19 protein-coding genes and 1 pseudogene are annotated in these 25488 nt (G+C 71.3%); 9 read left to right on the top strand and 11 right to left on the bottom strand.

The features are described from left to right. Positions 1 to 87: 87 nt before the first annotated feature. From OG453_RS10580 to OG453_RS10570, 3 genes are read right to left on the bottom strand one after another with little or no spacing between them, the layout of a single operon-like run. Entirely contained in the window at positions 88 to 936 is an 849-nt protein-coding gene (locus tag OG453_RS10580) for a sugar phosphate isomerase/epimerase (RefSeq protein ID WP_266866760.1), read from the bottom strand. Beyond that, positions 927 to 2090: a dihydrodipicolinate synthase family protein gene (locus OG453_RS10575; protein WP_266866758.1), complete on the bottom strand. Its 1164-nt coding sequence runs from the start codon at positions 2088 to 2090 to the stop codon at positions 927 to 929. The genes OG453_RS10580 and OG453_RS10575 overlap by 10 nt, the downstream gene beginning before the upstream one ends. Beyond that, complete coding sequence (locus OG453_RS10570; protein ID WP_266866756.1) at positions 2087 to 3262, bottom strand: Gfo/Idh/MocA family protein; 1176 nt, start codon at positions 3260 to 3262, stop codon at positions 2087 to 2089. The genes OG453_RS10575 and OG453_RS10570 overlap by 4 nt, the downstream gene beginning before the upstream one ends. Positions 3263 to 3383: 121 nt before the next feature. On the opposite strand from OG453_RS10570, the gene OG453_RS10565 reads away from it, so the two are divergent. The 5 genes and pseudogenes from OG453_RS10565 to OG453_RS10545 form a co-directional block, all read left to right on the top strand. Next, positions 3384 to 4442, top strand: coding sequence for a LacI family DNA-binding transcriptional regulator (locus tag OG453_RS10565; protein WP_266866754.1), 1059 nt, complete (start codon positions 3384 to 3386; stop codon positions 4440 to 4442). An 18-nt stretch (positions 4443 to 4460) separates the two neighbouring features. After that, positions 4461 to 4685 (top strand): Uma2 family endonuclease, encoded by a 225-nt coding sequence (locus OG453_RS10560; RefSeq protein ID WP_323178650.1) that lies wholly within the window; start codon positions 4461 to 4463, stop codon positions 4683 to 4685. Positions 4686 to 4784: 99 nt separating this feature from the next. Further along, positions 4785 to 5627, top strand: a complete 843-nt coding sequence (locus OG453_RS10555) for a cyclopropane-fatty-acyl-phospholipid synthase family protein (protein ID WP_266866752.1) — start codon at positions 4785 to 4787, stop codon at positions 5625 to 5627. Between the two features lie 105 nt (positions 5628 to 5732). Next, positions 5733 to 6695 carry a bifunctional helix-turn-helix transcriptional regulator/GNAT family N-acetyltransferase gene (locus OG453_RS10550; protein WP_266866750.1) on the top strand — a complete coding sequence of 321 codons (963 nt, stop codon included), beginning with the start codon at positions 5733 to 5735 and terminating at the stop codon, positions 6693 to 6695. Then, a pseudogene (locus OG453_RS10545) lies at positions 6692 to 7408 on the top strand (sugar phosphate isomerase/epimerase family protein); the annotation flags it as partial. The gene OG453_RS10550 and the pseudogene OG453_RS10545, both read left to right, overlap by 4 nt. On the opposite strand, the gene OG453_RS10540 reads toward OG453_RS10545, so the two are convergent. Further along, positions 7362 to 8342: an EamA family transporter gene (locus OG453_RS10540; RefSeq protein WP_266866749.1), complete on the bottom strand. Its 981-nt coding sequence runs from the start codon at positions 8340 to 8342 to the stop codon at positions 7362 to 7364. The pseudogene OG453_RS10545 and the gene OG453_RS10540 sit on opposite strands and share 47 nt — an antisense overlap. 111 nt (positions 8343 to 8453) lie before the next feature. On the opposite strand from OG453_RS10540, the gene OG453_RS10535 reads away from it, so the two are divergent. From OG453_RS10535 to OG453_RS10525, 3 genes are all read left to right on the top strand, one after another. Beyond that, positions 8454 to 9371 carry a LysR family transcriptional regulator gene (locus OG453_RS10535; protein WP_266869793.1) on the top strand — a complete coding sequence of 306 codons (918 nt, stop codon included), beginning with the start codon at positions 8454 to 8456 and terminating at the stop codon, positions 9369 to 9371. Between the two features lie 351 nt (positions 9372 to 9722). Continuing rightward, complete coding sequence (locus OG453_RS10530) at positions 9723 to 11561, top strand: glycoside hydrolase family 3 protein (RefSeq protein WP_266866747.1); 1839 nt, start codon at positions 9723 to 9725, stop codon at positions 11559 to 11561. 121 nt (positions 11562 to 11682) lie between these two features. After that, complete coding sequence (locus OG453_RS10525; RefSeq protein ID WP_266869792.1) at positions 11683 to 12345, top strand: hypothetical protein; 663 nt, start codon at positions 11683 to 11685, stop codon at positions 12343 to 12345. 74 nt (positions 12346 to 12419) lie between these two features. Here the strand turns inward: OG453_RS10525 and OG453_RS10520 are convergent, their stop codons facing one another. The 7 genes from OG453_RS10520 to OG453_RS10490 form a co-directional block, all read right to left on the bottom strand. After that, positions 12420 to 13850: a S28 family serine protease gene (locus OG453_RS10520; protein WP_266866745.1), complete on the bottom strand. Its 1431-nt coding sequence runs from the start codon at positions 13848 to 13850 to the stop codon at positions 12420 to 12422. A 139-nt stretch (positions 13851 to 13989) separates the two neighbouring features. After that, positions 13990 to 14385, bottom strand: a complete 396-nt coding sequence (locus OG453_RS10515) for a hypothetical protein (RefSeq protein ID WP_266866743.1) — start codon at positions 14383 to 14385, stop codon at positions 13990 to 13992. A 96-nt stretch (positions 14386 to 14481) separates the two neighbouring features. After that, entirely contained in the window at positions 14482 to 18210 is a 3729-nt protein-coding gene (locus tag OG453_RS10510; RefSeq protein WP_266866741.1) for an ABC transporter ATP-binding protein, read from the bottom strand. A gap of 112 nt (positions 18211 to 18322) precedes the next feature. Further along, entirely contained in the window at positions 18323 to 19261 is a 939-nt protein-coding gene (locus OG453_RS10505) for a serine hydrolase (RefSeq protein WP_266866739.1), read from the bottom strand. Between the two features lie 143 nt (positions 19262 to 19404). Then, the gene (locus OG453_RS10500; protein ID WP_266866737.1) at positions 19405 to 21090 is read right to left on the bottom strand and encodes a thiamine pyrophosphate-binding protein; all 1686 of its coding nucleotides are present in this window, start codon (positions 21088 to 21090) and stop codon (positions 19405 to 19407) included. Then, entirely contained in the window at positions 21087 to 22067 is a 981-nt protein-coding gene (gene speB / locus OG453_RS10495; RefSeq protein ID WP_266866735.1) for an agmatinase, read from the bottom strand. Before speB ends, OG453_RS10500 begins: the two co-directional genes overlap by 4 nt. Before the next feature lie 91 nt (positions 22068 to 22158). Continuing rightward, complete coding sequence (locus tag OG453_RS10490; RefSeq protein ID WP_266866733.1) at positions 22159 to 23631, bottom strand: sodium:solute symporter; 1473 nt, start codon at positions 23629 to 23631, stop codon at positions 22159 to 22161. A gap of 42 nt (positions 23632 to 23673) precedes the next feature. Here OG453_RS10490 and OG453_RS10485 point away from each other — a divergent pair, with 42 nt between their 5' ends. Continuing rightward, on the top strand, positions 23674 to 25371 hold the full coding sequence (locus OG453_RS10485) for a PucR family transcriptional regulator (protein WP_266869791.1): 1698 nt from the start codon (positions 23674 to 23676) through the stop codon (positions 25369 to 25371). Positions 25372 to 25488: the final 117 nt, after the last annotated feature.

Genomic DNA, 25488 nt, shown 5'->3' with positions numbered 1-25488 from the left:
GCCGGTGCGCGTCGCGGTCTCTTGTACGACGGTACCGTCACCCGAAGTGAGTGCGACCTGCCAAGACGTTGACCCGCCGCGTCCCCGTCAGGCATACGCCACGTACCGCGTAGCCGTCTCCGACAGGAGTTCCCTCCCCTCCCTCGCCCACAGGGTCTCGTTGAACAACTCCACCTCCACCGGGCCCGCGTACCCCGCCCGCTCCACGTACCCCCGCCACTCCCGCATGTCGATCACACCGTCCCCCAGCTGCCCGCGGCCGTTCAGGACGCCCTCGGGCAATGGCGTCACCCAGTCCGCCAGTTGGAAGGCGTGCAGGCGGCCCGCCGCGCCCGCGCGGGCGATTCCGGCGGGGGCCTCGTCGTCCCACCAGACGTGGTACGTGTCCACGCACACCCCCACCTGCGACGCGGGAAACCGCTCCGCCAGGTCCAGCGCCTGCGCCAGGGTGGACACCACGCAGCGGTCGGACGCGAACATCGGGTGGAGTGGCTCGATCGCCAGGCGGACGCCCCGCACCGCCGCGTACGGGGCGAGCTCCGCCAGCGCGTCGGCGATGCGTTCGCGTGCCCCTCGCAGGTCCTTCGAGTCCGGCGGCAGGCCGCCGGAGACCAGGACCAGCGTCCGCGTCCCCAGCGTCGCCGCCTCGTCGATCGCCGCCTTGTTGTCCTCGATCGCCGCCACGCGCGCGTGCGGGTCGATCGCCGTGAGGAAACCGCCCCGGCAGAGCGTCGTCACGGACAGGCCCGCGTCACGCATCAGCCTGGCGGTCCGCTCCAGGCCGTAGGCCGCCACCGGTTCGCGCCAGAGGCCGACCCCGGGGATTCCCAACTCCCCGCACGCGCTCACCAGTTCCGGCAACGACAGCTGCTTCACCGTCATCTGGTTGATGGAGAAGCGCGCGAGTTCCTCGCTCACCGCAGGCGTTACTGGCATGGGGCGACTCCGTACACCGTCAGCAGGGATTTCATCCGGGACTCGGCGACCGCCGGGTCCGGGAACAGGCCCAGGCCGTCCGCCAGTTCGTAGGCGCGGGCCAGATGCGGCAGCGAGCGCGCCGACTGCAGGCCGCCCACCATCGTGAAGTGCTCCTGGTGGCCCGCCAGCCATGCCAGGAACACCACGCCCGTCTTGTAGAAGCGGGTGGGCGCCGCGAAGAGGTGGCGGGAGAGGTCGACCGTGGGGTCCAGGTGGGCGCGGAACGCCTTCGTGTCGCCCGTGTCCAGCGCGCGCACCGCCCGCGCCGCCAGCGGTGCCAGCGGGTCGAAGATGCCGAGCAGGGCGTGGCTGAAGCCCTGGTCGTCGCCCGCGATCAGTTCGGGGTAGTTGAAGTCGTCGCCCGTGTAGCAGCGGACGCCGTTCGGGAGGCGGCGGCGCAGGGCGATCTCGCGCTGAGGGTCCAGGAGGGAGATCTTGATGCCGTCGACCTTGTCGGGGTGCGCGGCGATGACCTCCAGGAAGGTGTCGGTCGCCGCGTCCAGGTCCTCGCTGCCCCAGTAGCCGGTCAGCGCCGGGTCGAACATCGGGCCGAGCCAGTGCAGGATCACCGGCTCGCTCGCCTGGCGCAGGAGGTGGCCGTATGTCTCGAGATAGTCGTCGGGCGACTTCGCGGCTGCCGCCAGCGCCCGCGAGGCCATCAGGATCACCTGTGCGCCGGTCGACTCGACCACGGCCAGCTGCTCCTCGTACGCGGAACGGACCGTCAACAGGTCTGCGGGATCAGCCAGTTGGTCCGTCCCCGCGCCGCAGGCGATGGCGCCGCCCACCGACTTCGCCTCCGCCGCCGAGCGTCTGATCAGTTCCGCCGCGCCCGTCCAGTCCAGGCCCATGCCGCGCTGTGCGGTGTCCATCGCCTCGGCGACCCCGAGGCCCTGCGCCCACAGGTGGCGGCGGAAGGCCAGGGTGGCGTCCCAGTCGACGGCCGCCGGGGAGTCCGGGGAGACGTCGGCGTACGGGTCCGCCACCACATGGGCCGCCGAGAAGACCGTGCGGGAGGTGAGGGGCGGGCCGCCGGGCGCCAGGGACAGGGGGGCGCCAAGGGGCTCGTACGCGTACGCGGTGCCGTCCGCGCGCGGCAGCAGGAGCGTCACTGGGCGATCTCCGGTACGTCGATGCGGCGGCCCTCCGCGGAGGACTTCAGGCCCAGCTCGGCGAGCTGCACGCCGCGTGCGCCCGCGTGCAGGTCCCAGTGGTAGGGCGCGTCGGCGTACACGTGCTTCAGGAACAGCTCCCACTGCGCCTTGAATCCGTTGTCGTATCCGTCGGGCCCTTGGTTGTCGGGGACCTCCTGCCACTCGTCGCGGAAGGAGTGCGTGACGGGCAGGTCCGGGTTCCAGACCGGCTTGGGGGTCGTGGCGCGGTGCTGTACGCGGCAGTTGCGCAGGCCCGCGACGGCCGAGCCCTCGGTGCCGTCGACCTGGAACTCGACGAGTTCGTCGCGGTTGACGCGGACCGTCCAGGAGGAGTTGATCTGCGCGATCGCGCCGCCTTCGAGTTCGAAGATGCCGTACGCCGAGTCGTCCGCCGTGGCGCCGTAGGGCTTGTTCTGCTCGTCCCAGCGCTGCGGGATGTGGGTCGCGGTCAGCGCCTGGACGCTGCGTACGCGGCCGAACAGCTCGTGCAGGACGTACTCCCAGTGCGGGAACATGTCGACGACGATGCCGCCGCCGTCCTCGGTGCGGTAGTTCCAGGACGGGCGCTGGGCGCTCTGCCAGTCGCCCTCGAAGACCCAGTAGCCGAACTCGCCCCGGATGGACAGGATCCGGCCGAAGAAGCCGCCGTCGATCAGCCGCTTCAGCTTCAGCAGGCCCGGCAGAAAGAGCTTGTCCTGTACGACGCCGTGCTTGATGCCGGCGGCCTTGGCGAGGGCGGCGAGTTCGAGGGCGCCGGACAGGCCCGTGGCGCTGGGCTTCTCCGTGTAGACGTGCTTGCCTGCGGCGATCGCCCGCTTGACGGCGGTCTCGCGCGCCGAGGTGACCTGCGCGTCGAAGTAGATGTCGATGGTGGGGTCGGCGAGGACCGCGTCCAGGTCCGTCGAGACGTTCGCCCCGGCGTCAAGTCCGTGCCGCTCGGCGATCTCCCGCAGTGCGTGCTCTCTGCGGCCCACCAGGACGGGCTCGGGCCACAGCACCGTGCCCTCGGCGTCACCCAGGGCGAGCCCGCCCTGCTCACGCAGGGCCAGGAGCGAGCGGACCAGGTGCTGGCGGTAGCCCATGCGTCCCGTCACACCGTTCATGGCGATGCGCACCGTCTTACGAGTCACAGCAGTCCCTCCGTACGCACGTAGGCGCATAGCAAGCGCTTTCTACACAAGGAGAAGCTAGCCTGCCGCACAAGGTTCGGACAAGTGCTTCGGACCAGAGCCGCGACCGGAGGACGACGAGATGACCGTGACCCTGGCGGACGTGGCGGCCCGCGCCCAGGTCTCCCCCGCTACCGTCTCCCGCGTGCTGAACGGCAACTACCCGGTGGCCGCGGCCACCCGGGAGCGCGTCCTGCGCGCCGTGGACGACCTCGACTACGTCCTCAACGGACCGGCGAGCTCGCTCGCCGCGGCCACGTCCGACCTGGTCGGCATCCTGGTGAACGACATCGCCGACCCCTTCTTCGGGATCATGGCGGGCGCGGTCCAGTCCGAGATCGGCGGTCCCGGCGGGCGCGCGGGCGGCGAGCGGATGGCGGTGGTCTGCAACACCGGCGGCTCCCCCGAGCGCGAGCTCACCTACCTCACCCTCCTCCAGCGGCAGCGCGCCGCCGCGGTCGTGCTGACCGGCGGCGCCCTCGAAGACCCCGACCACGCGGCCGCGGTCTCCGCGAAGCTGGCGCGCCTGGCGGACGCGGGCACCCGGATCGTGCTGTGCGGACGGCCGCCGCTCGCGGACACCGACGCGGCGACCGCCACCCTCACCTTCGACAACCGCAACGGCGGCAGGCGGCTCACCGAGCACCTGCTGACCCTGGGGCACCGCAGGATCGGATACGTGGCGGGCCCGATGGAGCGGACGACGACCCGGCACCGCCTGGAGGGCCACCGGGAGGCGCTCGCGGCGTCCGCCGCGGACCACGGCGACCAGGACGAGCTGACCGTCCACGGCCCCTACACCCGCCGGTCCGGCTACGAGGCCACCCTCGAACTCCTGCGCCGCGCCCCGGACTTGACGGCGATCGTGGCCGCCAACGACACGGTCGCCCTGGGCGCGGCCGCCGCCCTGCGCGACCGCGGACTGCGCATCCCGCAGGACATCTCGGTGGCGGGCTTCGACGACCTGCCCTTCTCGATCGACGCCGTCCCCGCCCTGACGACCGTACGACTGCCGCTGCACGAGGCGGGCGCACGCGCGGGCCGCCTGGCCACGGGCGCGGAGGAGCCGCCGCCGGGGGGCGTGGCGACGATCGGGGCGGAGCTGATGGTGCGGGGGTCCACGGCGCCGCCGTGTCGGTGAGGCCTCGATGTCGCCGACATCCGAAACAGCCGAGGCCGCTTCGAGTGGCACAGTCTGGAGGCGGTCATCGAGGTCGTCTCGCAGAGCAGCCGGGACAACGGCTTCGCCAAGAAGGTCCGCCTCTATGCGGAATGCGGCATCCCCCTCTACGTGATCATCGACACCGAGGACAGCGTCTGCACCGTCCACCGCCGCCCGACCAGGATCGGGAGCTACGGCGTGGTCCGCATCCGTATGCGGTGACGCGGCGCCCAGCCCATGGCTCATTCGGCCTCTATGCAGGCAGGTGGCACGGTCGTGAGACTGACTCCCCCTGCGTCGGCGAGCAACGGAGGCAGATCCATGCCGTACCACGGCGGTTCGCGAGGCGAGGACATGGCCCGCGACTACTACGAGACCAGCGACGTCGACGCGTTCTACGCCTATGTCTGGGGCGGCGAAGACATCCACACCGGCATCTACACGCAGGCGGGCGAGGCGGTCGCGGACGCCTCTCGCCGCACGGTGGAGCGGGTGGCCGACAAGGTGGCCGACCTCCTCACGCCCGAGGCCGCCGTGCTGGACATGGGGTCCGGTTACGGCGGTCCCGCCCGCCACCTGGCCGCCGGCTTCGGCTGCCAGATCACCGCCCTGAACATCAGCGAGACGCAGAACCGACGCCACCGCGCCGTCAACACCGAGCGTGGGCTTGACCGCCTCATCGAGGTGGTCACGGAAACGTTCCAGGACATCCCCTATGAGGACGGCCGCTTCGATGTCGTCTGGTCCCAGGAAGCCTTCTGTCACAGCCCGGACCGCACACGCACCCTGGCTGAGGCCGTGCGTGTCCTCAAGCCGGGAGGAGCCCTGGTCTTCACCGACCTGATGGCCGACGAGGGCACCTCGGCCCGGACGCTGCGCCCCGCCGTGGCCCGACTGGGGGTTGATGAGTTGGCCACGCCGGACTTCTACCGGCGATCGCTCTGCGGGCTCGGCATGTCGCAGGTCGACTTCGACGATCTCAGCGAGCAGATGGGCAACCACTATGAGCGCCTCATCGAGGAGACCCACAAACGCGAACAGGAATTGCGCACCGTCATCAGCCCCGACTACGTCGAGACACTGCTGAACAGCCTGTCCTTGTGGGTGGACGCGGCGCACCGAGGGCAGCTGCGCTGGGGCATCTTCCACTGCCGCCGCCTCTGAGCCGGACAGGCACGGCCGTTGGCAAGGCATGGCGGTCATGGGCGACGCGGCGTACCGTTGACTCAGTCAAAGGTGACCCGTCCCGATGACCCGGAGTGAACCGCGATGGCCCACGCCTCCGATACGCCCATCCATGAGATCCGCGCCTTCAACCGCTTCTACACGAATCTGATCGGCGCTCTCGACTACAGCCGTCAGCTCTACGTCCCGTACACCCTCACCGAGGCCCGCGTCCTCTACGAGCTGGCCCACGCCTCCCATCTCGACGCGGCCGACCTGCGTTCCGAACTCTCCCTCGACGCCGGGTACTTGAGCCGTCTGCTCGGCAAGCTGGAGAAGGACGGGATCGTCGAGCGCGCGCCCTCCGCGCGTGATCCGCGGCGGCAGCGCATCACGCTCACCGCGCGGGGGCGGGAGACCGCAGGGCTCCTCGACGAGCGGTCCACGGAAGCCATCGGCTCGCTGCTCTCGGGTGTCCCGGCCGCCGAGCGGCCCCGCCTCGCCACCGCGATGCGCACCGTGCGGGAGATCCTGAGCAAGGGCGAGGGCGAGGGCGAGGGCGGGGCCGCGGTCTCGCGCCCGCTGCTCCGTGAGCCCGCTCCCGGTGACCTCGGATGGATCGTGCAGCGCAACGCCGCTCTGTACGCCGCCGAGTTCGGCTGGAACACCGACTACGAAGGCCTGGTCGCGCGGATCGTCGCCGACTTCGCGGAGGATCACGATCCGCACCTGGAGCGGGTATGGATCGCCGAGCTCGACGGGCGGCCCGTGGGCAGTGTGATGTGCGTACGCGACGAGGCGCCGGGGACCGCGCGGCTGCGGCTGCTGCTCGTCGAACCGGACGCGCGGGGGCGCGGCATCGGTGATCAACTGGTCGACGCCTGCGTCGAGTTCGCCCGCGGGGTCGGCTATCGCGAGATGACCCTGTGGACCAATGACGTCCTGCGCGCCGCCCGCGCCATCTACCAGCGGCACGGCTTCGTCCTTGCCGAGGAGAAGCCCCACCGCTCGTTCGGTGCCGATCTCATGGGGCAGGACTGGCACCTGCATCTAGGGTCGGCGTCATGAAACTCGCCTTCTCCACCCTCGGCGTGCCCGGACTCCCCCTCGCCGACGTGCTGCGTCTCGCCACCACCCACGGCTTCCACGGCGTCGAGCTGCGCGCGCATCCCGAGGAGCCGGTCCATCCGGGGATCGGGCTCACCGAACGCGCCGACGCGGCCGCCCGGTTCAAGGACGCGGGCGTGGAGATCGTCGGCATCGCCGGGTACGCGCGCGTGGCCGCGCCCGGCGAGGACGGACCCGTGCTCGACGAGATGCGTACGCTGCTCACCCTCGCCCGCGATCTGGGCGCCCCCTTCATCCGCGTCTTCCCCGGCGGCGGCACCGAGCAGAGCGCCGAAGAGGCCGACGCGACGGCCGCCCGGCGGCTCGGCACCGCGGCCGAGTACGCCGCGGACTTCGGCGTACGCATCCTCCTGGAGACCCACGACTCGCACCGCACGGGAGCCGCGGCGACCCGCGTCCTCGGTGCCGTCGGGCATCGCAACGCGGGCGCCCTGTGGGACCTGATGCACACCTGGCTCGGCGGCGAGTCCCCCGCCGACAGCTACGCGGCCCTCTCCCCGTACCTCGGCTACGTACAGGTGAAGGACATCGCGTCCGCACAGGACACGACGCCGCTCGCGCTCGGCGATGGCGTGCTGCCGCTCGCCGAGTGCGTGGACGTGCTGCTCAGCGGGGAGCACCGGGACGGGTGGCTGTGCTGGGAGTACGAGAAGCGGTGGTACGAGGCAGCGGCTCCGCTGCCCGAACTGCTCGGTCCTGGGCGGGAGTTCCTGTCCCGGCTCCTGAACCGCGCGGCCTGACGCCGGCGAAGGACGTCAGGCCGACCCCGCACACGAGCAGCGCCGCCGCGCACCACCCGAGTCCGCTCACCGACTCGCCGAGTACCAGCGCGGCCGCCGACATGCCGAACACCGGGACCAGGAGGGAGAAGGGCGCCACGGTGGAGGCCGGGTGGCGGCGCAGCAGGTAGCCCCAGGCGCCGAAGCCGAAGACCGTGGTGATCCAGGCGACGTAGACGATGATCCCGGCGCCCTGCCAGTCGAGGGAGCCGAGGGCTTCGAGGTCCCGCGAAGGGCCCTCGAAGAGGAGGGAGAGGCCGAGCAGCGGCAGCACCGGGACCGTGCTCACCCACACCATGAAGTTGAGGGCGTCGGGCGGGGACGCCTTGCGGGTCAGGACGTTGGAGGCGCCCCAGCAGGCCGCCGCCGCGATGAGCAGCGCGAAGGCCGTGAGCGTGCCGGAGCCGCCCTCGTCGACGGCCGCGACTCCGATGCCCGTCAGGGCGACGATCATCCCCAACAGGCGTATGCCGCCCGGCCGTTCGCCGAGCACCGCGAAGGCGAAGACGGCCGTGAACACCGCCTGGATCTGCAGCACGAGGGACGACATGCCGGCCGGCATCCCCGCGTCCATGCCGATGAAGAGCAGACCGAACTTGGCGACCCCGAGGACGAGTCCGACGGCCAGAATCCACCAGGCGACCTTGGGCGGCCCCACGAAGAAGACCGCTGGCAGCGCGGCCACCAGGAAGCGCAGGGCGGAGAAGAGCAGCGGCGGGAAGTGGTCGAGCCCCACCTCGATGACGACGAAATTGACGCCCCATACGGCGGCGACGAGAACGGCCAGGCAGACATGTACGGGTCGCATGCGTCGAGGATCACCCGGCATGACCATGTAGGACCAGCACGGATATCTGCATGATGGGATGAAGCAACGCTAACGAATCATGTCCCGCATGGATGGATGGAGTGGGTCCTCGTGCTCGATCTCGCCCGGCTGCGCGCCCTGCACGCCGTCTCGGTGCACGGCACCGTCGGCGCCGCGGCCACCGCGCTCGGCTACACCCCGTCCGCCGTCTCCCAGCAGATCGCCAAACTGGAGCGGGAGACCCGCACCACCCTCCTCGAACGGCGGGGCAGGGGCGTCGCGCTCACCGAGGAGGCACGCCATCTCGCCGCCACCGCCCAGGAGTTGATGGCGATCGTGGAGCGCGCGGAGACCGAGCTGGAGGAGCGGCGCGGGCTGCCAGCGGGGCGGCTCACCATCGCCGCGTTCGCATCGGCGGCGCGCGGCCTGCTGCCCGGGGTGCTCGCGGATCTCGCCCTGCGGCATCCCGCGCTCGACGCCCGGATGTCGGAGATCGACCCGCATCTCTCCATCGACCTGGTGGCCAAGGGCGCGGTGGACCTGGCCATCGTGCACGACTGGGACATCGCGCCGCTGCCGACGCCTCCCGGCGTCGAACAGGCCGTCATCGGCGACGACCTCTGCGACCTCGTCGTGCCCGCCGGGCACCGGCTCGCGGGGCGCGCATCCGTGCGCCGCGAGGAGCTGAAGGACGAGCGGTGGATCACCCAGCCGCCGGGCCTGGTCTGCCACGAGTGGCTCATCCGCACCCTGCGCGACGCGGGCTGCGAGCCGGACATCGCACACATGGCGGAGGAGAACCCCACCCTGGTGGCGCTGGTCGCCGCGGGGCTCGGCGTCGCGCTGATCCCCCGCCTGGGCCGCGGCCCGGTCCCCGAAGGGGCGGTCACCGTGCGGCTCGATCCGGTGCCGGTGCGGCGGCTTTACGCCCTGTGGCGGGCCGGGGCATCCCGGCGCCCCGCGATCGCCGAGACGGTCAGGACGCTGCAGGCGCACTGGCCCGAAGCAGCCCCCGAAGCGGCTCACTGAGCCTCAGCTCTCACGGACGTACCACTTTCCGGAAATACTCCCCGGCCGGGAACCCACGCGAAGGGGGCGGCGTCCAACGGGCGTGCTGCCGGGTGAGTCTCCGCGAGGCGGTGTCGGCATCGCTGCTGGCTGCGAACGCTGACCACCCTCTCCGCCGCCTGCGGCCGGCAGCATGCCGTCACCGGTGCGCCCCCCTCCAACAGCACCGGTGACGGCCCCTCACTCCTCCACAGTGGCCGCCGGATCCCTTGACCGGCAGAAATCTTCGGGATATCCGTGACTCGGGAAAGTTTCCTTCAGCCGGTTCCCCCAGCCCGGCTCCGGTCCGGCGTCCTCCCCGAAGGAGCGCACATGTCGTCCCACCGCAACACCTCCAGACGCACCCTGCTCGCCGCCACCGCCGTCGCCGCGACGGCCCTTGCCGCCCCGTCCGTGCACGCGGCGGGCAGCGGCGACCGCGACCGCGACCGGAGGCTCCGGGAACGCATCTCCCGCATGAGCCTGGAGGAGAAGGTCGGCCAGCTCTTCGTGATGCATGTGTACGGCCACTCCGCCACCGAGCCCGACCAGGCGGACATCGACGCCAACCTCAAGGAACTGGGCGTACGCACCGCTGCCGAGGCCGTCGCCAAGTACCGCCTCGGCGGCATCATCTACTTCGGCTGGGCCCACAACACCCGTGCCCCGCACCAGATCGCCGACCTCTCGAACGGCATCCAGCGCGCGGCCCTCACCCCGGAGACCCCCGGACAGTCCCCCACCTCCGGCATCCCGCTGCTCATCTCCACCGACCAGGAGCACGGCGCCGTGGCCCGCGTCGGCATCCCCGCCACGCTGCTGCCCGGCGCGATGGCGCTCGGCGCCGCGGGCTCGAACTCCACCGCGCGCAAGGCGGCCCGCATCGCCGGCGCCGAGCTGCGCGCGCTCGGCATCCGGCAGAACTACGCCCCGGTCGCGGACGTGAACGTCAACCCGGCCAACCCCGTCATCGGCGTACGCTCCTTCGGCTCGGACCCCGAAGCGGTCGCCGGCCTGGTCGCCGCGCAGGTCAAGGGCTACCAGGGCACGGACATCGCGTCGACGTCCAAGCACTTCCCCGGCCACGGCGACACCAAGGACGACAGCCACTCCAAGCTGCCGTACATCCACCACACCCGTGAGCAGTGGGAGACCCTGGACGCCCCGCCGTTCCGGGCCGCGGTGGCCGCGGGCATCGACTCGATCATGACCGCGCACATCGTGGTACCCGCCCTCGATCCAGCCGAGGACCCGGCCACCCTCTCCCGCCCCATCCTCACCGGCATCCTGCGCGAGGAACTCGGCTACGACGGGGTCGTGGTGACGGACTCGCTCGGCATGCAGGGCGTCCGCACGAAGTACGGCGACGACCGCGTCCCGGTGCTCGCCCTGAAGGCGGGCGTGGACCAGCTCCTGAACCCGCCGAAGCCGGAGATCGCGTGGAACGCGGTGCTCCAGGCGGTCAGGGACGGCGAGTTGACGGAAGCGCGGCTCGACGAGTCCCTGCTGAGGATCCTGCGCCTGAAGGCGAAACTGGACCTCTTCTCCGACCCGTACGTCACCTCGCGCGGCGTCGACAAGGCGGTCGGCACCCGTGCGCATCTCGCGGCCGCCGACCGGATCGCGGAGGAGACGACGACGCTGCTCCTGAACGGGGGCGGACTGCTTCCGCTTTCGCGCCGTACGCACCAGGAGATCCTGGTGGTGGGCGCCGACCCGGCGTCGCCATCGGGCACCACGGGACCGCCGACGGCCGTCATCGGGCGGGAGTTGACGGAGCTCGGCTTCACCGCGACGGTCCTTCCGACGGGCACGGCACCCTCGACCACGAAGATCGCGGAGGCGGTCGCGGCGGCCGCGGGCAAGGACGCGGTGGTCGTCGGCACGTACAACGTGGGGGCGGGAAGCACCCAGATCGCCCTCGTGGAGGCCCTGGTCGCGACCGGCGTCCCGGTCGTCGCCGTGGCGATCCGCAACCCGTACGACGTGGCGCGGCTCGGCTCCGTGGGCGCCTCGCTGGCCGCCTACTGCTGGACGGACGTCGAACTGCGCGCCGCCGTAAGGGTGATCGCGGGTCGCGCGCGGCCGCAGGGGCGGCTGCCGGTGCCGGTGCAGCGGGCGGACGATCCGACGCAGGTGCTGTACCCGGTGGGCCACGGCCTGACGTACTGACCGTACGCCGCACAACCGGCGCACCACCGCCAACTGACCCAAAGCACCCCGTGCACCTGGCGTGCGCCCGCCCCGGCGGGTCACGCTGGGTGCACATATCGGGGGGTTTGCCATGCTGGCCATGCCTGGCTGGAACACGGCACGGCGCGTGGGGGCGAGGTGGGTGCCGGTCCTTGCGGTGCTCGCCGTGCTCGCCGTGCTCGTCGGCGCGGCCGGCTGCCAGAAGTCCGCGGATCCGGGGGCGGGTTCGTCGGGCCGGCTCGACGACGACCGGCCGTCCGCGCCGGCATCATCCGGATACGGTGCGGTCTTCCTCGCCGTGGACGAGTGCAGTTCGCGGGGGCGCGAGACGTTCACGGAGGTGTCGTGCACGAGTGAACGCGCGGCGGCGCGGGTGACCGCACGCTACGACGGAAAGGTGGCGGAGGGCCCGTCGTGCCCCGCCCGCACCGACTTCGTCCTGCACATCAGCGAGGACCGGCCCGCGGTGGACGAGGACGGGAACGGGGCGGTGCCGCGGGGGTACGCGTGCATGCGGAACCTTGAGGCGCCGCATCCCGGTGACCCCGGGGGAGGGGGCGGCCCCCGCACGGTCGTCGGGGACTGCGTCTACAGCGCGGGACAGGGCGAGGTCCGAGAGACGGCCTGCGACGGCTCCGGCACGAAACCCCCCGAGTACCGGGTGACGACCTCGGTCTCGGAACGCGCCAACTGCCCGCCTGCGACGGAGCTTTACGTGTCGCTGGGGGGCGGGAAGCCGGTGGGGTGTGCGGTGCGGGTGTGAGCGATCAAACGCCGGACGGGCTGGATGTGTCCAGCCGTCCGGCGTTTGAGGACGAACTCGCCGAAGGCGGTGATCTACGGCCGCAGCATCTGCTTCCGGTCCGTGTCCTTGCGGTCCAGCTTCGCGTCATACGGAGCCAGCGGCTTCGCCGTGGCCGAGGACGTCGAGACGCCGGCCCACGCCTGGATCCGCTCCGTCGCCTTCGCCTTCTCGTCCGCGACGAGGCCCGCCACGTTCGCACCGTGGTTCCCGCCGGGCGCCGTGAAGACGTACGAGTCGTGCTTGCCGCCCGTCGCGGGGTGGAACGGCTCCGCACCCCACGGGTCGTTCTGCCCGTAGACGTACATCATCCGCTGCGAGTTGCGCTTCACCCAGCTGTCCACATCCCGCATCACACCCGGCTGGAACTTCATCGGGATGGAGCGCGGGACGAAGTTCCGCGGCGGCTGGTAGCCGTAGCGGCTCAGGTCGCCGAGCCAGGGCTGGGCGATGTCGGGCGAGCCCAGCTGCGTACCGGCCTGGTAGTAGTACGGCGTGTACGGGGTCAGACCCTGGTCCGTGTAGGAGGACCAGCCGCCCACCTTGTCGACGTAGTCGAAGATCGCCTGGTCGGAGGCGGACGACGCGTCAGGGACGTCCGCGCACGCGGACTCCGGCTGGTACTGCCAGAAGCCCCACACCAGGTCGAGGACGACCGCCTCATACGCCTTGTCGAGGTTCCCGACGGTCTTGAAGGTGTAGTTGCCCTTCTCGGCGAACGCGGCGTACTTCTTCTCCAGCGGCTCACGCCGCACGAGGGCCTCGCGCTGCACGGCCTCGAGCGCGGCCCGGCACTCCTTCGTCCCGACCGTCTCGAAGAACTCGTCGTAGGCCGAGTCCTCCTTGTTCACGACGTCGTTCGGGGCGACGTACGCGACGACGCCGTCCATGTCCTTGGGGTAGAAGCGCTCGTAGTACGTCGCCGTCATGCCGCCCTTCGAACCGCCGGTCGCCACCCACTTCTTGTCGTAGATGGGCTTCAGCGCCTTGAAGATGCGGTGCTGGTCGCTCGCGGCCTGCCAGATGTCGAGCTTGGACCAGTCGGCGGGCTCGGGGCGGGACGGCGTGAAGAAGCGGTACTCCATGGAGACCTGGTTGCCGTCGATGATCCGCGTCGGCTCGCTGCGGCTCGGGTTGGTCGAGACTCCGTAGCCGCTGGTGAAGAAGGCGGTGGGGCGGGCGGTGTCCTTGTGCAGCACCGTCAGGCGCTGCTTGAAGGTGCCCTTGGAGGGGTGCCGGTGGTCAATCGGCTGGGTGTAGTTGAGGACGAAGTAGCGGTAGCCGGTGTACGGCTTCTCCTCGATCAGGCTCATGCCCGGTATCGCGAGGAGCCGGTCCTTTATGTCCGTGGCCTGTGTGTCGATGGCCTGCGGCTCGGCGGCGGTGGCCGCCCCTGCCGCGCCCACTGTGCCGACGGTGCCTATGAGCACCACTAGCGACAGCAGCCATCTGAGCGCCTTGCGCATGCACTCTCCCCTAAGTTCGCGATTGCGTCCGCCGGAACTTATCGGAGCAACTCGCTCACTACTAGGGGCTCTTGCGTCACACCAGGACGCAGTACGTCACAAAGGGGGCACTCTCCTCAGAAAAGCTCGGAAGCCGCTCTCAGCACAGGATCCATCCCGAGCTGGTGCTCCCCGATCCCACCGTCCCCTTCACCCACACGCATCTGCGTCCCGCGTGCACCGTCACCGGGCCCGCGTGATGGGTGAACTGCCCCGCGTCCTTGGCGGGGCGGTTGCCGCGGGCCTGGACGCTGACGGACATGGTCTTGCGGGCGCCGGGACGCTTGGCGACGGTGATGGCGCAGACATATCCGCGCTTCTTGTAGATCTCGACCTTGCCGGTGCTGAAGGCGAGGGTGCGCACCTTGTGGCCGGCGCAGCGGGCCACCGAGACCTGCGCCTGCGCCGTGCCGGCGCCGATGAGCCCGACCAGGACGGACGCCGCAAGGACGGCGGCACCGAGCGCGAGACGCCGCCGTATTCGACCGTTGCCCACCGGTTCCCCTCCCGCCACTTCCGCATCAGCGTACTGATGTACGGACGCGTCCCGAAGGGGGCGCGGTTGCGTTGCGGTCCCGATTCTTCGCGGCGATCACGCAGCCGAGGGCTCCGCCTCCCCCACGAACGTCCGCCACAGCCGCGCGTAACGCCCGTCGAGCGCGAGCAGCTCGTCGTGGGTGCCGTCCTCGGCGACCTGGCCGTGGTCCATCACGATCACGCGGTCCGCGCGGGCGGCGGTGGTGAGGCGGTGGGCGACGACCAGGGTGGTGCGCTTGCCCGCGATGCGGTCGGTGGCCTGGTTGACCTGCGCCTCGGTGGCGAGGTCGAGGGCGGCGGTCGCCTCGTCGAGGAGCAGGATGTCCGGGTCGACGAGCTCGGCGCGGGCCAGGGCGATCAGCTGGCGCTGTCCCGCGGAGAGGTTGCGGCCACGCTCGGAGACCTCGTGGAGGTAGCCGCCGTCCAGGGTGGCGATCATGTCGTGGGCGCCGACCGCGCGGGCCGCGGCCTCGACCTCGGCGTCCGTGGCGTCGGGGCGGCCGTAGGCGATCGCGTCGCGCACCGTGCCCGCGAAGAGGTAGGCCTCCTGCGGGACGACGCCGAGGCGGTGGCGGTACGAGGTCAGATCGAGGGACCGCAGGTCCGTGCCGTCCACCGTCACGCGGCCGCCGGTCGGGTCGTAGAACCGGGCGACCAGTTTGACCAGGGTCGACTTGCCCGCACCGGTCTCGCCGACGAAGGCGACGGTCTGCCCCGCCGGTATCCGCAGGCGGACGTCGCTCAGAGCCTCCTCCTCGCCGCCGTACGCGAAGTCCACGTCCTCGAAGGCGATCTCGCCGCGCAGGGACAGGACGTCGAGCGGCTCGTCCGCGGCCTTGGTCGAGGTCGGCTCCTGGAGGAGTTCCTGGATGCGGCCGAGCGAGACGGTGGCCTGCTGGTAGCCGTCGAAGACCTGGGAGAGCTGCTGGACGGGTGCGAAGAACAGGTCGATGTAGAGGAGATAGGCGACGAGGGCGCCCGTCGTCAAGGTGCCCGCCTCCACGCGGCCCGCACCGACCATGAGGACCGCCGCCGCCGCGACCGCCGAGAGCAGCTGCACGAACGGGAAGTAGATGGAGATCAGCCACTGCCCGCGGATACGCGCGCTGCGGTAGTCGGCACTGGCGTCGGCGAACTTCTTGCCGCCGGAGCGCTCGCGCCGGAAGGCCTGCACGATGCGCAGGCCCGCGACGGACTCCTGGAGGTCGGCGTTGACTACCGACACCCGCTCACGGGCGAGTTCGTACGCCTTGACGCTGGAGCGGCGGAAGAAGAACGTACCGATGATCAGCGGCGGCAGCGTCGCGAAGACGACGAGCGCGAGCTCCACGTCGATGACGACGAGCGCGACCATGATGCCGAAGAAGGTGACGACGGAGACGAAGGCGGTGACCAGACCCGTCTGCAGGAAGGTGGAAAGGGCGTCCACGTCCGTCGTCATCCGGGTCATGATGCGCCCGGTCAACTCCCGCTCGTAGTAGTCGAGTCCGAGCCGCTGGAGCTGGGCGAAGATCTTCAGGCGGAGGGAGTAGAGCACCCGCTCGCCCGTCCGTCCCGTCATCCGCGTCTCGCCGATCTGCGCCGTCCACTGGACGAGTACGGTGAGCAGACCAAGCCCGGCGGCCGCCCACACCGCGCCGAGCGCGAGCTGCGAGACGCCCTCGTCGATGCCGTGCCGGATCAGCACGGGGAGAAGCAGGCCCATGCCCGCGTCGACGGCGACGAGGAGCAGGGCGAGCAGCAGCGGTTTGCCGAACCCGGCGAGGAGGCGGCGCAGCCCGTAGGACTCCTCGGGAGTGACGGCCCGCGCCTCGTCGATGCCGGGGGTGTCGGTCGCCGGGGGCAACGCGTCGACCTGGGCGATGAGTTCGGGCGTCGCGGGCATCCCGGACAGCGCGGTGTCCTTGGGCTCGCGGTCACCGACCCAGAGCGGCGGGGTGATACCGCGCTCGGCGTCGAACTCGGCGTCGAGCTCCTCGCGCAGGGAGGTGTCCTCGGGGATCTCGACCGGGACCGCGTGACCGGGTGATACGCCGCCGAGCTCGTCGGGGTCGGTCAGCAGACGCCGGTAGAGCGGGGAGTTCTCCGTCAGCTCCTCGTGCGTGCCGATCGCGGCGAGCCGGCCGTCGTCGAGCACGGCGATGCGGTCGGCGAGATTGAGGGTGGACCGGCGGTGGGCGATGAGGAGAGTCGTACGGCCGGCCATGACGCCGCGCAGGGCTTCGTGGATCTCGTGCTCGACCTGTGCGTCCACCGCCGACGTGGCGTCGTCGAGGACGAGAAGGCGGGGGTCGGTGAGGATGGCGCGGGCGAGCGCGACGCGCTGGCGCTGACCGCCGGAGAGAGTGAGCCCGTGCTCGCCGACGGTCGTGTCGTATCCGTCGGGCAGCTCGGATATGAAGCGGTCCGCCTGCGCGGCGCGGGCCGCGGTCGCTATCTCCTCCTGGCTGGCGTCGGGCTTCCCGTAAGCGATATTCGCCCGCACGGTGTCGGAGAAGAGGAAGGAGTCCTCGGGCACGAGCCCGATGGCGGCCCGCAGCGAGTCGGCCGTCAGCTCGCGCACGTCGTGCCCGCCGATGAGGACGGCGCCGTGCGTCACGTCGTAGAAGCGGGGAAGCAGCAGCGAGACGGTGGACTTTCCGCTGCCGGACGAGCCGACGACGGCGAGGGTCTCGCCGGGCCTGATCTCGAAGGAGAGCCCGTCGAGGACGGGGCGGCTGTCCTCGTACGCGAACGACACGTCGTCGAACTCGACGGTCGCCGGAGCGTCGGCGGGCAGCTCCTTCTTGCCGTCCTCCATCGTCGGCTCGGTGTCGATGAGTTCAAGCACGCGCTCGGCGCCGGCCCGCGCCTGCTGGCCGACGGTGAGCACCATGGCGAGCATCCGCACCGGGCCGACGAGCTGGGCGAGATAACTGGAGAAGGCCACGAACGTACCGAGCGTGATCTGCCCGCGCACCGCGAGCCAGCCGCCGAGGGCCAGCATCGCGACCTGCCCGAGCGCGGGCACGGCCTGCAGGGCGGGCGTGTACTTGGAGTTGAGCCGGATGGTCCGAAGGCGTCCCGCGAAGAGCTTGCGGCTGACCTCCCTGAGCTTCCCGGTCTCCTGCTCCTCCTGACCGAAGCCCTTCACGACGCGTACGCCGGACACGGAGCCGTCGACGACTCCGGCGACGGCGGCGGCCTGGGCCTGCGCGTACCAGGTCGAGGGGTGCAGGCGGTTGCGGCTGCGCTTGGCGATGAACCACAGGGCGGGGGCGACGGCGAGCGCGACGAGGGTGAGGGGCAGCGAGAGCCACGCCATGATCACGAGGGAGATCACGAAGAGCAGGATGTTGCCGATGGTCATCGGCAGCATGAAGAGCAGGCCCTGGATCAGCTGAAGGTCGCTCGTGGCCCGCCCGACGACCTGCCCGGTGGACAGCTCGTCCTGCCGCCGGCCGTCGAGCCGGGTGATCGTGTCGTACATCTCGGTACGGAGATCGTGCTGGACGTCGAGGGCGAGGCGGCCGCCGTAGTAGCGGCGTATGTAGGTGAGGACGTACACGATGACGGCGGCGCCGACGAGGGCTCCCGCCCAGGGGAGCATGGACCGGGTCTGGTCCTCGACGACGTCATCGATGATCACCTTGGTGATCAGCGGGACGAGCGCCATGACGGCCATGCCGCCGAGCGAGGCCCCGAGCGCGAGCACGACGTCCTTCGGGTACCGCCACGCGTACCCGGTCAGCCGTTTCGCCCAGCCGGATTCCTCCGGCCGAACCCCGCCCCGTTGCTCCGTCACGTTCTGCCTCCCGTCGACCTGACCTGCCGAGAGGCACAACCTGATGGGGCGCGGATTTCATCCCGCTGCAACAAAGAGGGGTCTGAGGACCTAGGACCGGCCTAGGTCCCTGTCAGCTGCCGGGGGCCGCCACGAACGCCTCCCGCGGCGCCTCCGTCGGGGCGTAGCGCCCGGCCGCGGGGGTCCTGGGCGCCAGGTCCTTGTGGACGGCCTTGGCCACGCCCTGGATGGTGGCGACGCCGTAGTTCATGGTGCTGTTGCCGTGGGTGAGCACGGAGAGGGTGTAGTCGTGGCCGCCGCCCTTGAACGCGCCGATGCTGTGCACGCGCCAGCCGTGGGTCGACCGCTGCAGCCAGCCGTTCTTGACGTGGATCTCGACGCCGGACGGCGCGCCCGCGGGGGTGCCCCAGCGCTGCGAGGGGATCACTTTGCCCATCAGCTTGAGCAGGTAGGCGCGGGAGGCGTCGGTCAGGACCGTGTTCTGGCCGGTGATCAGGGCGAGGAGCTTCTGCTCGTCGGTGGCGTTGATCCGGGTGAGGCCCCAGTAGCCGCCGGACCCCGGCACCGTTTTCGTCATCCCGGCGGCCCTGAGGAAGCCCTTCACCTTGGCCGCGCCGAGCTGGCGCCAGAGCGTGCTGGTGGCTGCGTTGTCGGACTTCGTGATCATGGAGGTGGCGAGGCTCTTCTCGCGGGACGACAGCGCGCGGCTGGTCTGCTGGGCGTCCCACAGGAGCGTGGCGAGGACGGTCGCCTTGACGACGCTCGCCGAGTCGAACGACGTGGTCGAGCGCAGGGTGCAGGTGGTGCCCGTGGTGCGGTCCCGGAGGCCGACCGCGACGGTGCCCGTGCGGTTCTTCAGCGCCGCCGTGATGTCCTTCGTCAGCTTGGCGGCCAGGCCCGCCTGCGCGGAGGTGCAGGTGACGCTCGGTGCGGCGGCAGCGGCGGCGGGCGTGGCGGTCGCGACCGCGCCGAGCGGCACGAGCACCCCGGCGGTGAGGCCCGCCGAGAGCACGCGGGCACGCCTGGATATCCCGGATATCGGGTGAGTCATCGGAGTCTTCCCATCCCCTTGGTTCCGTACAAGACCCAAGGGCCCCGCACAAATGCGCCCCCCGGCACACTCGCCTCACATGACTCACGAAAACCGTACGGGGTTGCACAACTCTGGAACAGATGACCGATCCGTGACAAGCCTCAGAGGTGCGTTGGCTCGAACATGCGCAGGACCGCCGGGAGCACGACCACCGAGGGGCCGGGGGCCGCTAGGGCCTTCGCAAGGTCGTCGCGGAGGGTCTCCGGGGTCGTACGGACGCCCGGCACCCCGAAGGACTCCGCGAGGGCGACGAAGTCCGGGCGGGAGAGTTCCGTGGCGCTCGCCTCGCCGAAGGCCTCGGACATGTACTCGCGGAGGATTCCGTAGCCACCGTCGTCGACGATCAGCCAGGTCACGGGGAGGTCGTACTGCCTCGCCGTGGCCAGCTCCGCGATCGAGTACATCGCGCCGCCGTCACCGGAGACGGCGAGGACCGGGTGGGAGGGATCCGCGGCCGCCGCGCCAAGGGCCGCGGGGAAGCCGTAGCCGAGGCCGCCCGCGCCCTGAGCGGAGTGCATCGTGTTCGGGCGCCGCGCGTCGAAGGCGGACCACGCCCAGTACGCGAGGATCGTCATGTCCCAGAAGGACGGCGCCGCGTCGGGGAGGGCCGCGCGCACGGAGGCGAGGACCTGCTGTTCCAGGGTGAGCTCCTGGGCGGCGATACGGTCCTTGACCTTGGTGAGCACGGACCGCACCCGCTCGGGGGCCGTCGGGTCCTCCCGGGGGGCGTCGATCGTCTCCAGGAGCGCGGAGAGCGCGAGACGCGCGTCCGAGTGGATGCCGAGCGCCGGGTGGTTGGACTCCAGCTTCCCGGCGTCCGCCTCGATCTGGATGACCCGGCCGCGCGGCTTGAACGTGTGGTAATTCGAGGAGAGCTCGCCCAGACCGGAGCCGACCACCAGGAGGACGTCCGCGTCCTCCAGGAAGTCCGTCGTGTACCGGTCCTCCAGCCACGACTGGAGCGAGAGCGGGTGCTCCCAGGGGAACGCGCCCTTGCCGCCGAAGGTCGTGACGACCGGGGCGTTCACCAGCTCGGCGAGCGCGAGCAGCTTGCCGCTCGCGTCCGAACGTACGACTCCGCCGCCCGCGATGATCGCCGGGCGCTCGGCCCGGGACAGCAGGTCGGCCGCCACCGCGGTCAGCTCGGGGCGCGGCACGACCTCGTCCGGGGTCGCGTCCATGGCCGTGACGACGGGCAGCGTCGTCTCCGCGAGCAGCACGTCCTGCGGGATCTCCACCCACACCGGGCCGTGCGGTGCGGTCAGCGCCGACTCCCAGGCCGCGGCGATCGCGGAGGGGATCTGCGAGGCCGTGCGGACCGTGTGGACGGACTTGACCACGTCCCTGAACGAGGCCTGCTGGTCGCGCAGTTCGTGCAGATAGCCGTGCCGGCCGCCGCCGAGGCCCGCCACCGGGATCTGGCTGCCGATCGCGAGCACGGGTGACGACCCGGCCGCCGCCTCCTGGAGCGCGGCGAGCGAGGTCAGCGCGCCGGGGCCGGTGGACAGGAGCAGCGGGGCGACCTCTCCGGTGATCCGGCCGTACGCGTCCGCCGCGAAGCCCGTGTTGTTCTCGACGCGCAGTCCGACGTACGAGAGCGACGAGCGGCGCAGGGCGTCGAACATGCCGAGCGCGTGCTGTCCGGGGAGGCCGAAGACCGTGGTCGCGCCGAGGCCCTGGAGCGTCTCGACGACGAGGTCGCCGCCGTTGCGGCCCGCGGGCGGGTTGAGGGCCGCCCGCGTCTGCGCGTCCGTGGGCCGCAGTACTACGTCGTGGTCGTGCGTCACTTGGCCGCCCGCCCCTCCGCGATCTGGCGGGACATGATCGTCGTCAGCTCGTACGCGGTGTGCGAGGCGGCGACGGCCGTGATCTCCGCGTGGTCGTAGGCGGGGGCGACCTCGACGACGTCCGCCGAGACGAGGTTGCAGGAGGAGAGCCCCCGCAGGATCTCCAGGAGCTCGCGCGACGTCATGCCGCCCGCCTCCGGGGTGCCGGTGCCGGGCGCGTGGGCCGGGTCCAGGCAGTCGATGTCGATGGAGATGTACAGCGGGCGGTCGCCGATGCGCTGGCGCAGCTGGTCGGCGACCTCGTCGGCGCCGCGGCGGTAGATGTCCGCCGATGTGACGATGCCGAAGCCCATCTTCTCGTCGTCCGTGAGGTCCTGCTTGCCGTACAGCGGGCCGCGCGTGCCGACGTGGGAGAGCGCCTCGGTGTCGAGGATGCCCTCCTCCACCGCGCGGCGGAACGGCGTGCCGTGCGTGTACTCGGCGCCGAAGTACGTGTCCCAGGTGTCCAGGTGGGCGTCGAAGTGCAGCAGGGCGACCGGGCCGTGCTTCTTGGCGACGGAACGCAGCAGCGGCAGGGCGATGGTGTGGTCGCCGCCCAGCGTCATCATGCGGGCGCCCGAGCCGAGCAGGTCGTCCGCGGCGGCCTCGATCGTCTCGACGGCCTCGTTGATGTTGAACGGGTTGGCGGCGATGTCGCCCGCGTCCGCGACCTGCGCGAGCGCGAAGGGCGAGGCGTCCTGCGCCGGGTTGTAGGGACGCAGGAGGCGCGAGGCCTCGCGGATCGCGTTGCCGCCGAAGCGGGCGCCGGGGCGGTACGAGACACCGCTGTCGAAGGGCACGCCGACCACGGCGATGTCCGTCTTGCCGCCGACCTCGTCGAGTCGGGGCAGCCGCGCGTACGTCGCCGGGCCCGCGTACCGGGGAATGCGGGAGGAGTCGACGGGGCCGCGGGGGGTCGGGGTCTCGGCGCTGGTCATGGTCGGTTTCCTCCTGCTGATGCGAGTGCTGCGTTTTCAAGTGTCGCGCGGCCCACTGACAGTGAGCACCAGCAGCGGGCCGCGCGCAAAGCTAGACGGCTACCGGAGCTTCCGGTTCCGCCACCTCCTGCGTGCCCCGCCCCGCCAGCCGGTCGCGCCATGCGGCGAGCACCGCCGCGTCGGTCGGCTTCGTGGCGAGGGAGACGACGACGTACACGGCAAGCGACGTCAGGAGGCCGTAGTAGATGGGCTCGTTGGCGAGGATTCCGTAGCCCCACATGAGCCCGATGACCGAGAGGCCACCCGCGGCGACGGCCGCGAGCGCGCCGTCCGCGGTGCCGCGCCGCCACAGCAGCCCGCCGAGGATCGGCACGAGAAGGCCGGCGACGAGCAGGTTGTAGGCGACGGTCAGCGCCTGGACGACGTCGTTGAGCGCGATGGCGATGCAGACGACGGCGATGCCCATGATCAGGATGAAGAGGCGGTTGCCCTTCACCTCGTCGTGCGGCTCGTCGTTCGTTCCGTCGGCCTTGACGACGCCCCGCAGCCGCGACCAGATGTCGTTGTTGGCGACGGTCGCGCAGGCGATCAGTGCGCCGGAGGACGTGGACATCACGGCGGCGAGGGCTGCGGCGAGCACCAACCCCCGTACGCCCATGGGCAGTTCGTCCCTGACGATGGTGGCGAAGGCCGCGTCCGCGCTCGGCAGCTTCGGGTACATGACCTTGGCCGCCGTGCCGATGACGGCGCCCGCGACCGCGTAGACCAGGCAGTACGTACCGGCGACGGTGCCGCCGTAGCGGGCGACCTTGTCGCTGCGCGCGGTGAAGACGCGCTGCCAGATGTCCTGCCCGATGAGCATGCCGAACGTATAGATCAGTACGTACGTGAAGATCGTCTCGCCGCCTATGCCCAGCGGGTCGAAGTACTCGGTGGGCAGCTTGGCCTTCATCTCGCTGAAGCCACCGGCCTTGACGACCGCGATGGGCAGCAGCAGGAGCAGCACGCCGATCGTCTTGACCACGAACTGCACCATGTCGGTGAGCGTGATCGACCACATGCCGCCGAGCGTCGAGTACGCGACGACGATGGAGCCGCCGAGGATGATCGCGAGCGTGCGGTTCATGTCGAAGATGACGTCGAAGATCGTGGCGTACGCGATGGTCGAGGTGACCGCGAGCATCAGCGTGTACGCCCACATGACGACTCCGGAGATGACGCCCGCGCGGCCGCCGTAGCGGAGGTCGAGCATCTCGGAGACGGTGTAGACCTTCAGCCGTGCTATGCGCGCCGAGAAGAAGACGCTCAGCGCGAGCAGGCCGAGGCCGATGGTGACGACCATCCAGGCGCCGGAGAGCCCGTACTGGTAGCCGAGGCCGACGCCGCCGATGGTGGACGCGCCGCCGAGGACGATGGCTGCCATGGTCCCGGAGTACATCCACGGCCCGAGGCGGCGTCCCGCGACCAGGAACTCGCTCTTGGACTTGGCGCGGCGCATGCCCCACCAGCCCATGGCGAGCATGCCGGCGAGATAGACGACGATCACTGTGTAGTCGACGGCCATAAAGGGGGCCTCCTTCGCGCACCTCGGTGGCGTGTCGTGCAGATGGGGGTGATGACCGGCCGTGGGGACATCCGCCCGTACCCGCGGCCTGCGGTCGGCACGACCTTAGGTGGCCGGAAAGCAACGCTGAAGTGTACGTTTCATCCACTCCCAGCGACCGAGATGGATGGAACGTCCACCGTGCCGGACCCTGCCGCATCATCTGCCTCAGCTTCATCAGCCGGCTCAGCTTCATCAGCCGGCTCACCTGGCCCACCTGCCTCGTCCATCGCTCCCCCGACCCCGCCCGTCCCGCTGACCGCCCTCCTGGCCCGGGAGGACCTGGGCCTGCGCCAGATCGCGGGCCCCGACGCCGCCGGCTCCGGGGCGGCCATCCACTGGGTGCACACCTCGGAGATGGCGGACCCGTATCCGTATCTCCTGGGCGGCGAGATGCTGTTGACGGCGGGCGTGCACATCACGGACCCGGCGGGCGCGGGCGTCTATCTCGACGACTACGTGGCGCGCATCGTGGAGGCGGGCGGCGCGGCGCTCGGCTTCGGAGTGGCGCCGGTGCACGACACGGTGCCGCGCGCCCTGGTGACGGCCTGCGACCGCTATGGGCTGCCCCTTCTGGAGGTGCCGCCGCGTACGACGTTCAGCGGGGTCGCCCGCGCGGTGTGGCAGCTGGTGGCGGAGGCCAGGCACGCGGAGCTGCGCCGGGTGACGGAGGCCCAGCAAGGGCTCGCCACGGCGGCGGCACGGCCGGACCCGGTCCCGGCGGTGCTGCGGCAGCTGGCGGCGCGCCTGGGCGGTTGGACGGTCCTGTACGCGCCGGACGGAGCGGTGCTGCACACGGCGGGGACAGTGCCGGAGCCGGGAGCCCGCAACGCGCTGTGCGACCTCGCCGGGGTGGTGCGCCCCGGCGGCAGGACCGGCCCGAGCCCCGCGTCCGCCACCGACTCCGTGGGCGGCACCCAGCTCGCCGCGTACGCGCTCGGCGGCGGTCAGGGCTTCGCGCTCGGTGTCGCCGCCGAGCAGCGCGAACCCGGGGACCACACCATCACCGGCGTCGCGATCGTTCTCCTCTCCCTCCTCACCGGCAAGCACCAGGGGGCCGCCGAGTCCACGCGCTCGGCGGCGCTGGTGCGGCTGCTGCTCGGGGCGACGGCCGGCGATGTCACACCACTCCTGGGGGCCGAGCGCTGGACCGTGGTGCACGCGCGCGGGGACGCGGACGCCGATCCGGTGGCCCGTGCCATGGCCGCGTCCGCGCTCGCGGCGGCGCTGGACTGCGGCCTGGTCGACGCGGGCGAGAGCGTCGCACGGCTGCTGCTCCCCGCCGACCGCGAGATCGCCGAGCAGCCCGGCTGGACGCTCGGCGCCTCCGCACCCGCCGCCACCGGCGACCTGCCCGCCGCCGACGCCCAGGCGGCCCGCGCCCTGCGCCGCGCGGAAGCGACCCGCACGCCGCTGGTCCGGCACCGTGAGGCGGGCATCGCCGCGCTGGTCGCGCCCGCCGAGGCCGACGCCCACGCGCGCGTGCTGCTCGCCCCGCTGGGCGACAGCCAGGCCCTCACCGAGACCCTGCGCACCTGGCTCTCCCTGCACGGCAGTTGGGACCGCACGGCAACGGCACTGGGGGTGCACCGCAACACGGTGCGCCAACGCGTCGCGCGATGCGCGGCACTACTGGAGGCAGATTTGGACGATCCCGATGTCCGCATGGAGCTGTGGTTCGCGCTAAAGCGAACCTCTTAAGAGGCGCCGGGGGGGGCGCCCCGTAAGGGGCGCGGGGAACTGCGCGCTCAGCCACATACGGCCCGCAGTCGGGAACAGACCGCCACTGCTCAAGCCCAGCGCAGCGCTTGGCGCACA

It is taken from the genome of Streptomyces sp. NBC_01381, from assembly GCF_026340305.1.
Classification (GTDB): domain Bacteria; phylum Actinomycetota; class Actinomycetes; order Streptomycetales; family Streptomycetaceae; genus Streptomyces.
Note: the sequence above shows the minus strand (reverse complement) of the source record. Positions and strands in the feature narration are given on the sequence as shown.

Bases quoted from the DNA above. Each gene is read 5' to 3' on its own strand.
- OG453_RS10525 (WP_266869792.1), top strand. From the start codon at position 11,683: ATGCCTGGCTGGAACACGGCACGGCGCGTGGGGGCGAGGTGGGTGCCG.
- OG453_RS10555 (WP_266866752.1), top strand. From the start codon at position 4,785: ATGCCGTACCACGGCGGTTCGCGAGGCGAGGACATGGCCCGCGACTAC.
- OG453_RS10490 (WP_266866733.1), bottom strand. From the start codon at position 23,631: ATGGCCGTCGACTACACAGTGATCGTCGTCTATCTCGCCGGCATGCTC.
- OG453_RS10485 (WP_266869791.1), top strand. From the start codon at position 23,674: ATGGGGGTGATGACCGGCCGTGGGGACATCCGCCCGTACCCGCGGCCT.
- OG453_RS10530 (WP_266866747.1), top strand. From the start codon at position 9,723: ATGTCGTCCCACCGCAACACCTCCAGACGCACCCTGCTCGCCGCCACC.
- speB (WP_266866735.1), bottom strand. From the start codon at position 22,067: ATGACCAGCGCCGAGACCCCGACCCCCCGCGGCCCCGTCGACTCCTCC.
- OG453_RS10505 (WP_266866739.1), bottom strand. From the start codon at position 19,261: ATGACTCACCCGATATCCGGGATATCCAGGCGTGCCCGCGTGCTCTCG.
- OG453_RS10520 (WP_266866745.1), bottom strand. From the start codon at position 13,850: ATGCGCAAGGCGCTCAGATGGCTGCTGTCGCTAGTGGTGCTCATAGGC.
- OG453_RS10580 (WP_266866760.1), bottom strand. From the start codon at position 936: ATGCCAGTAACGCCTGCGGTGAGCGAGGAACTCGCGCGCTTCTCCATC.
- OG453_RS10565 (WP_266866754.1), top strand. From the start codon at position 3,384: ATGACCGTGACCCTGGCGGACGTGGCGGCCCGCGCCCAGGTCTCCCCC.
- OG453_RS10550 (WP_266866750.1), top strand. From the start codon at position 5,733: ATGGCCCACGCCTCCGATACGCCCATCCATGAGATCCGCGCCTTCAAC.
- OG453_RS10540 (WP_266866749.1), bottom strand. From the start codon at position 8,342: ATGCGACCCGTACATGTCTGCCTGGCCGTTCTCGTCGCCGCCGTATGG.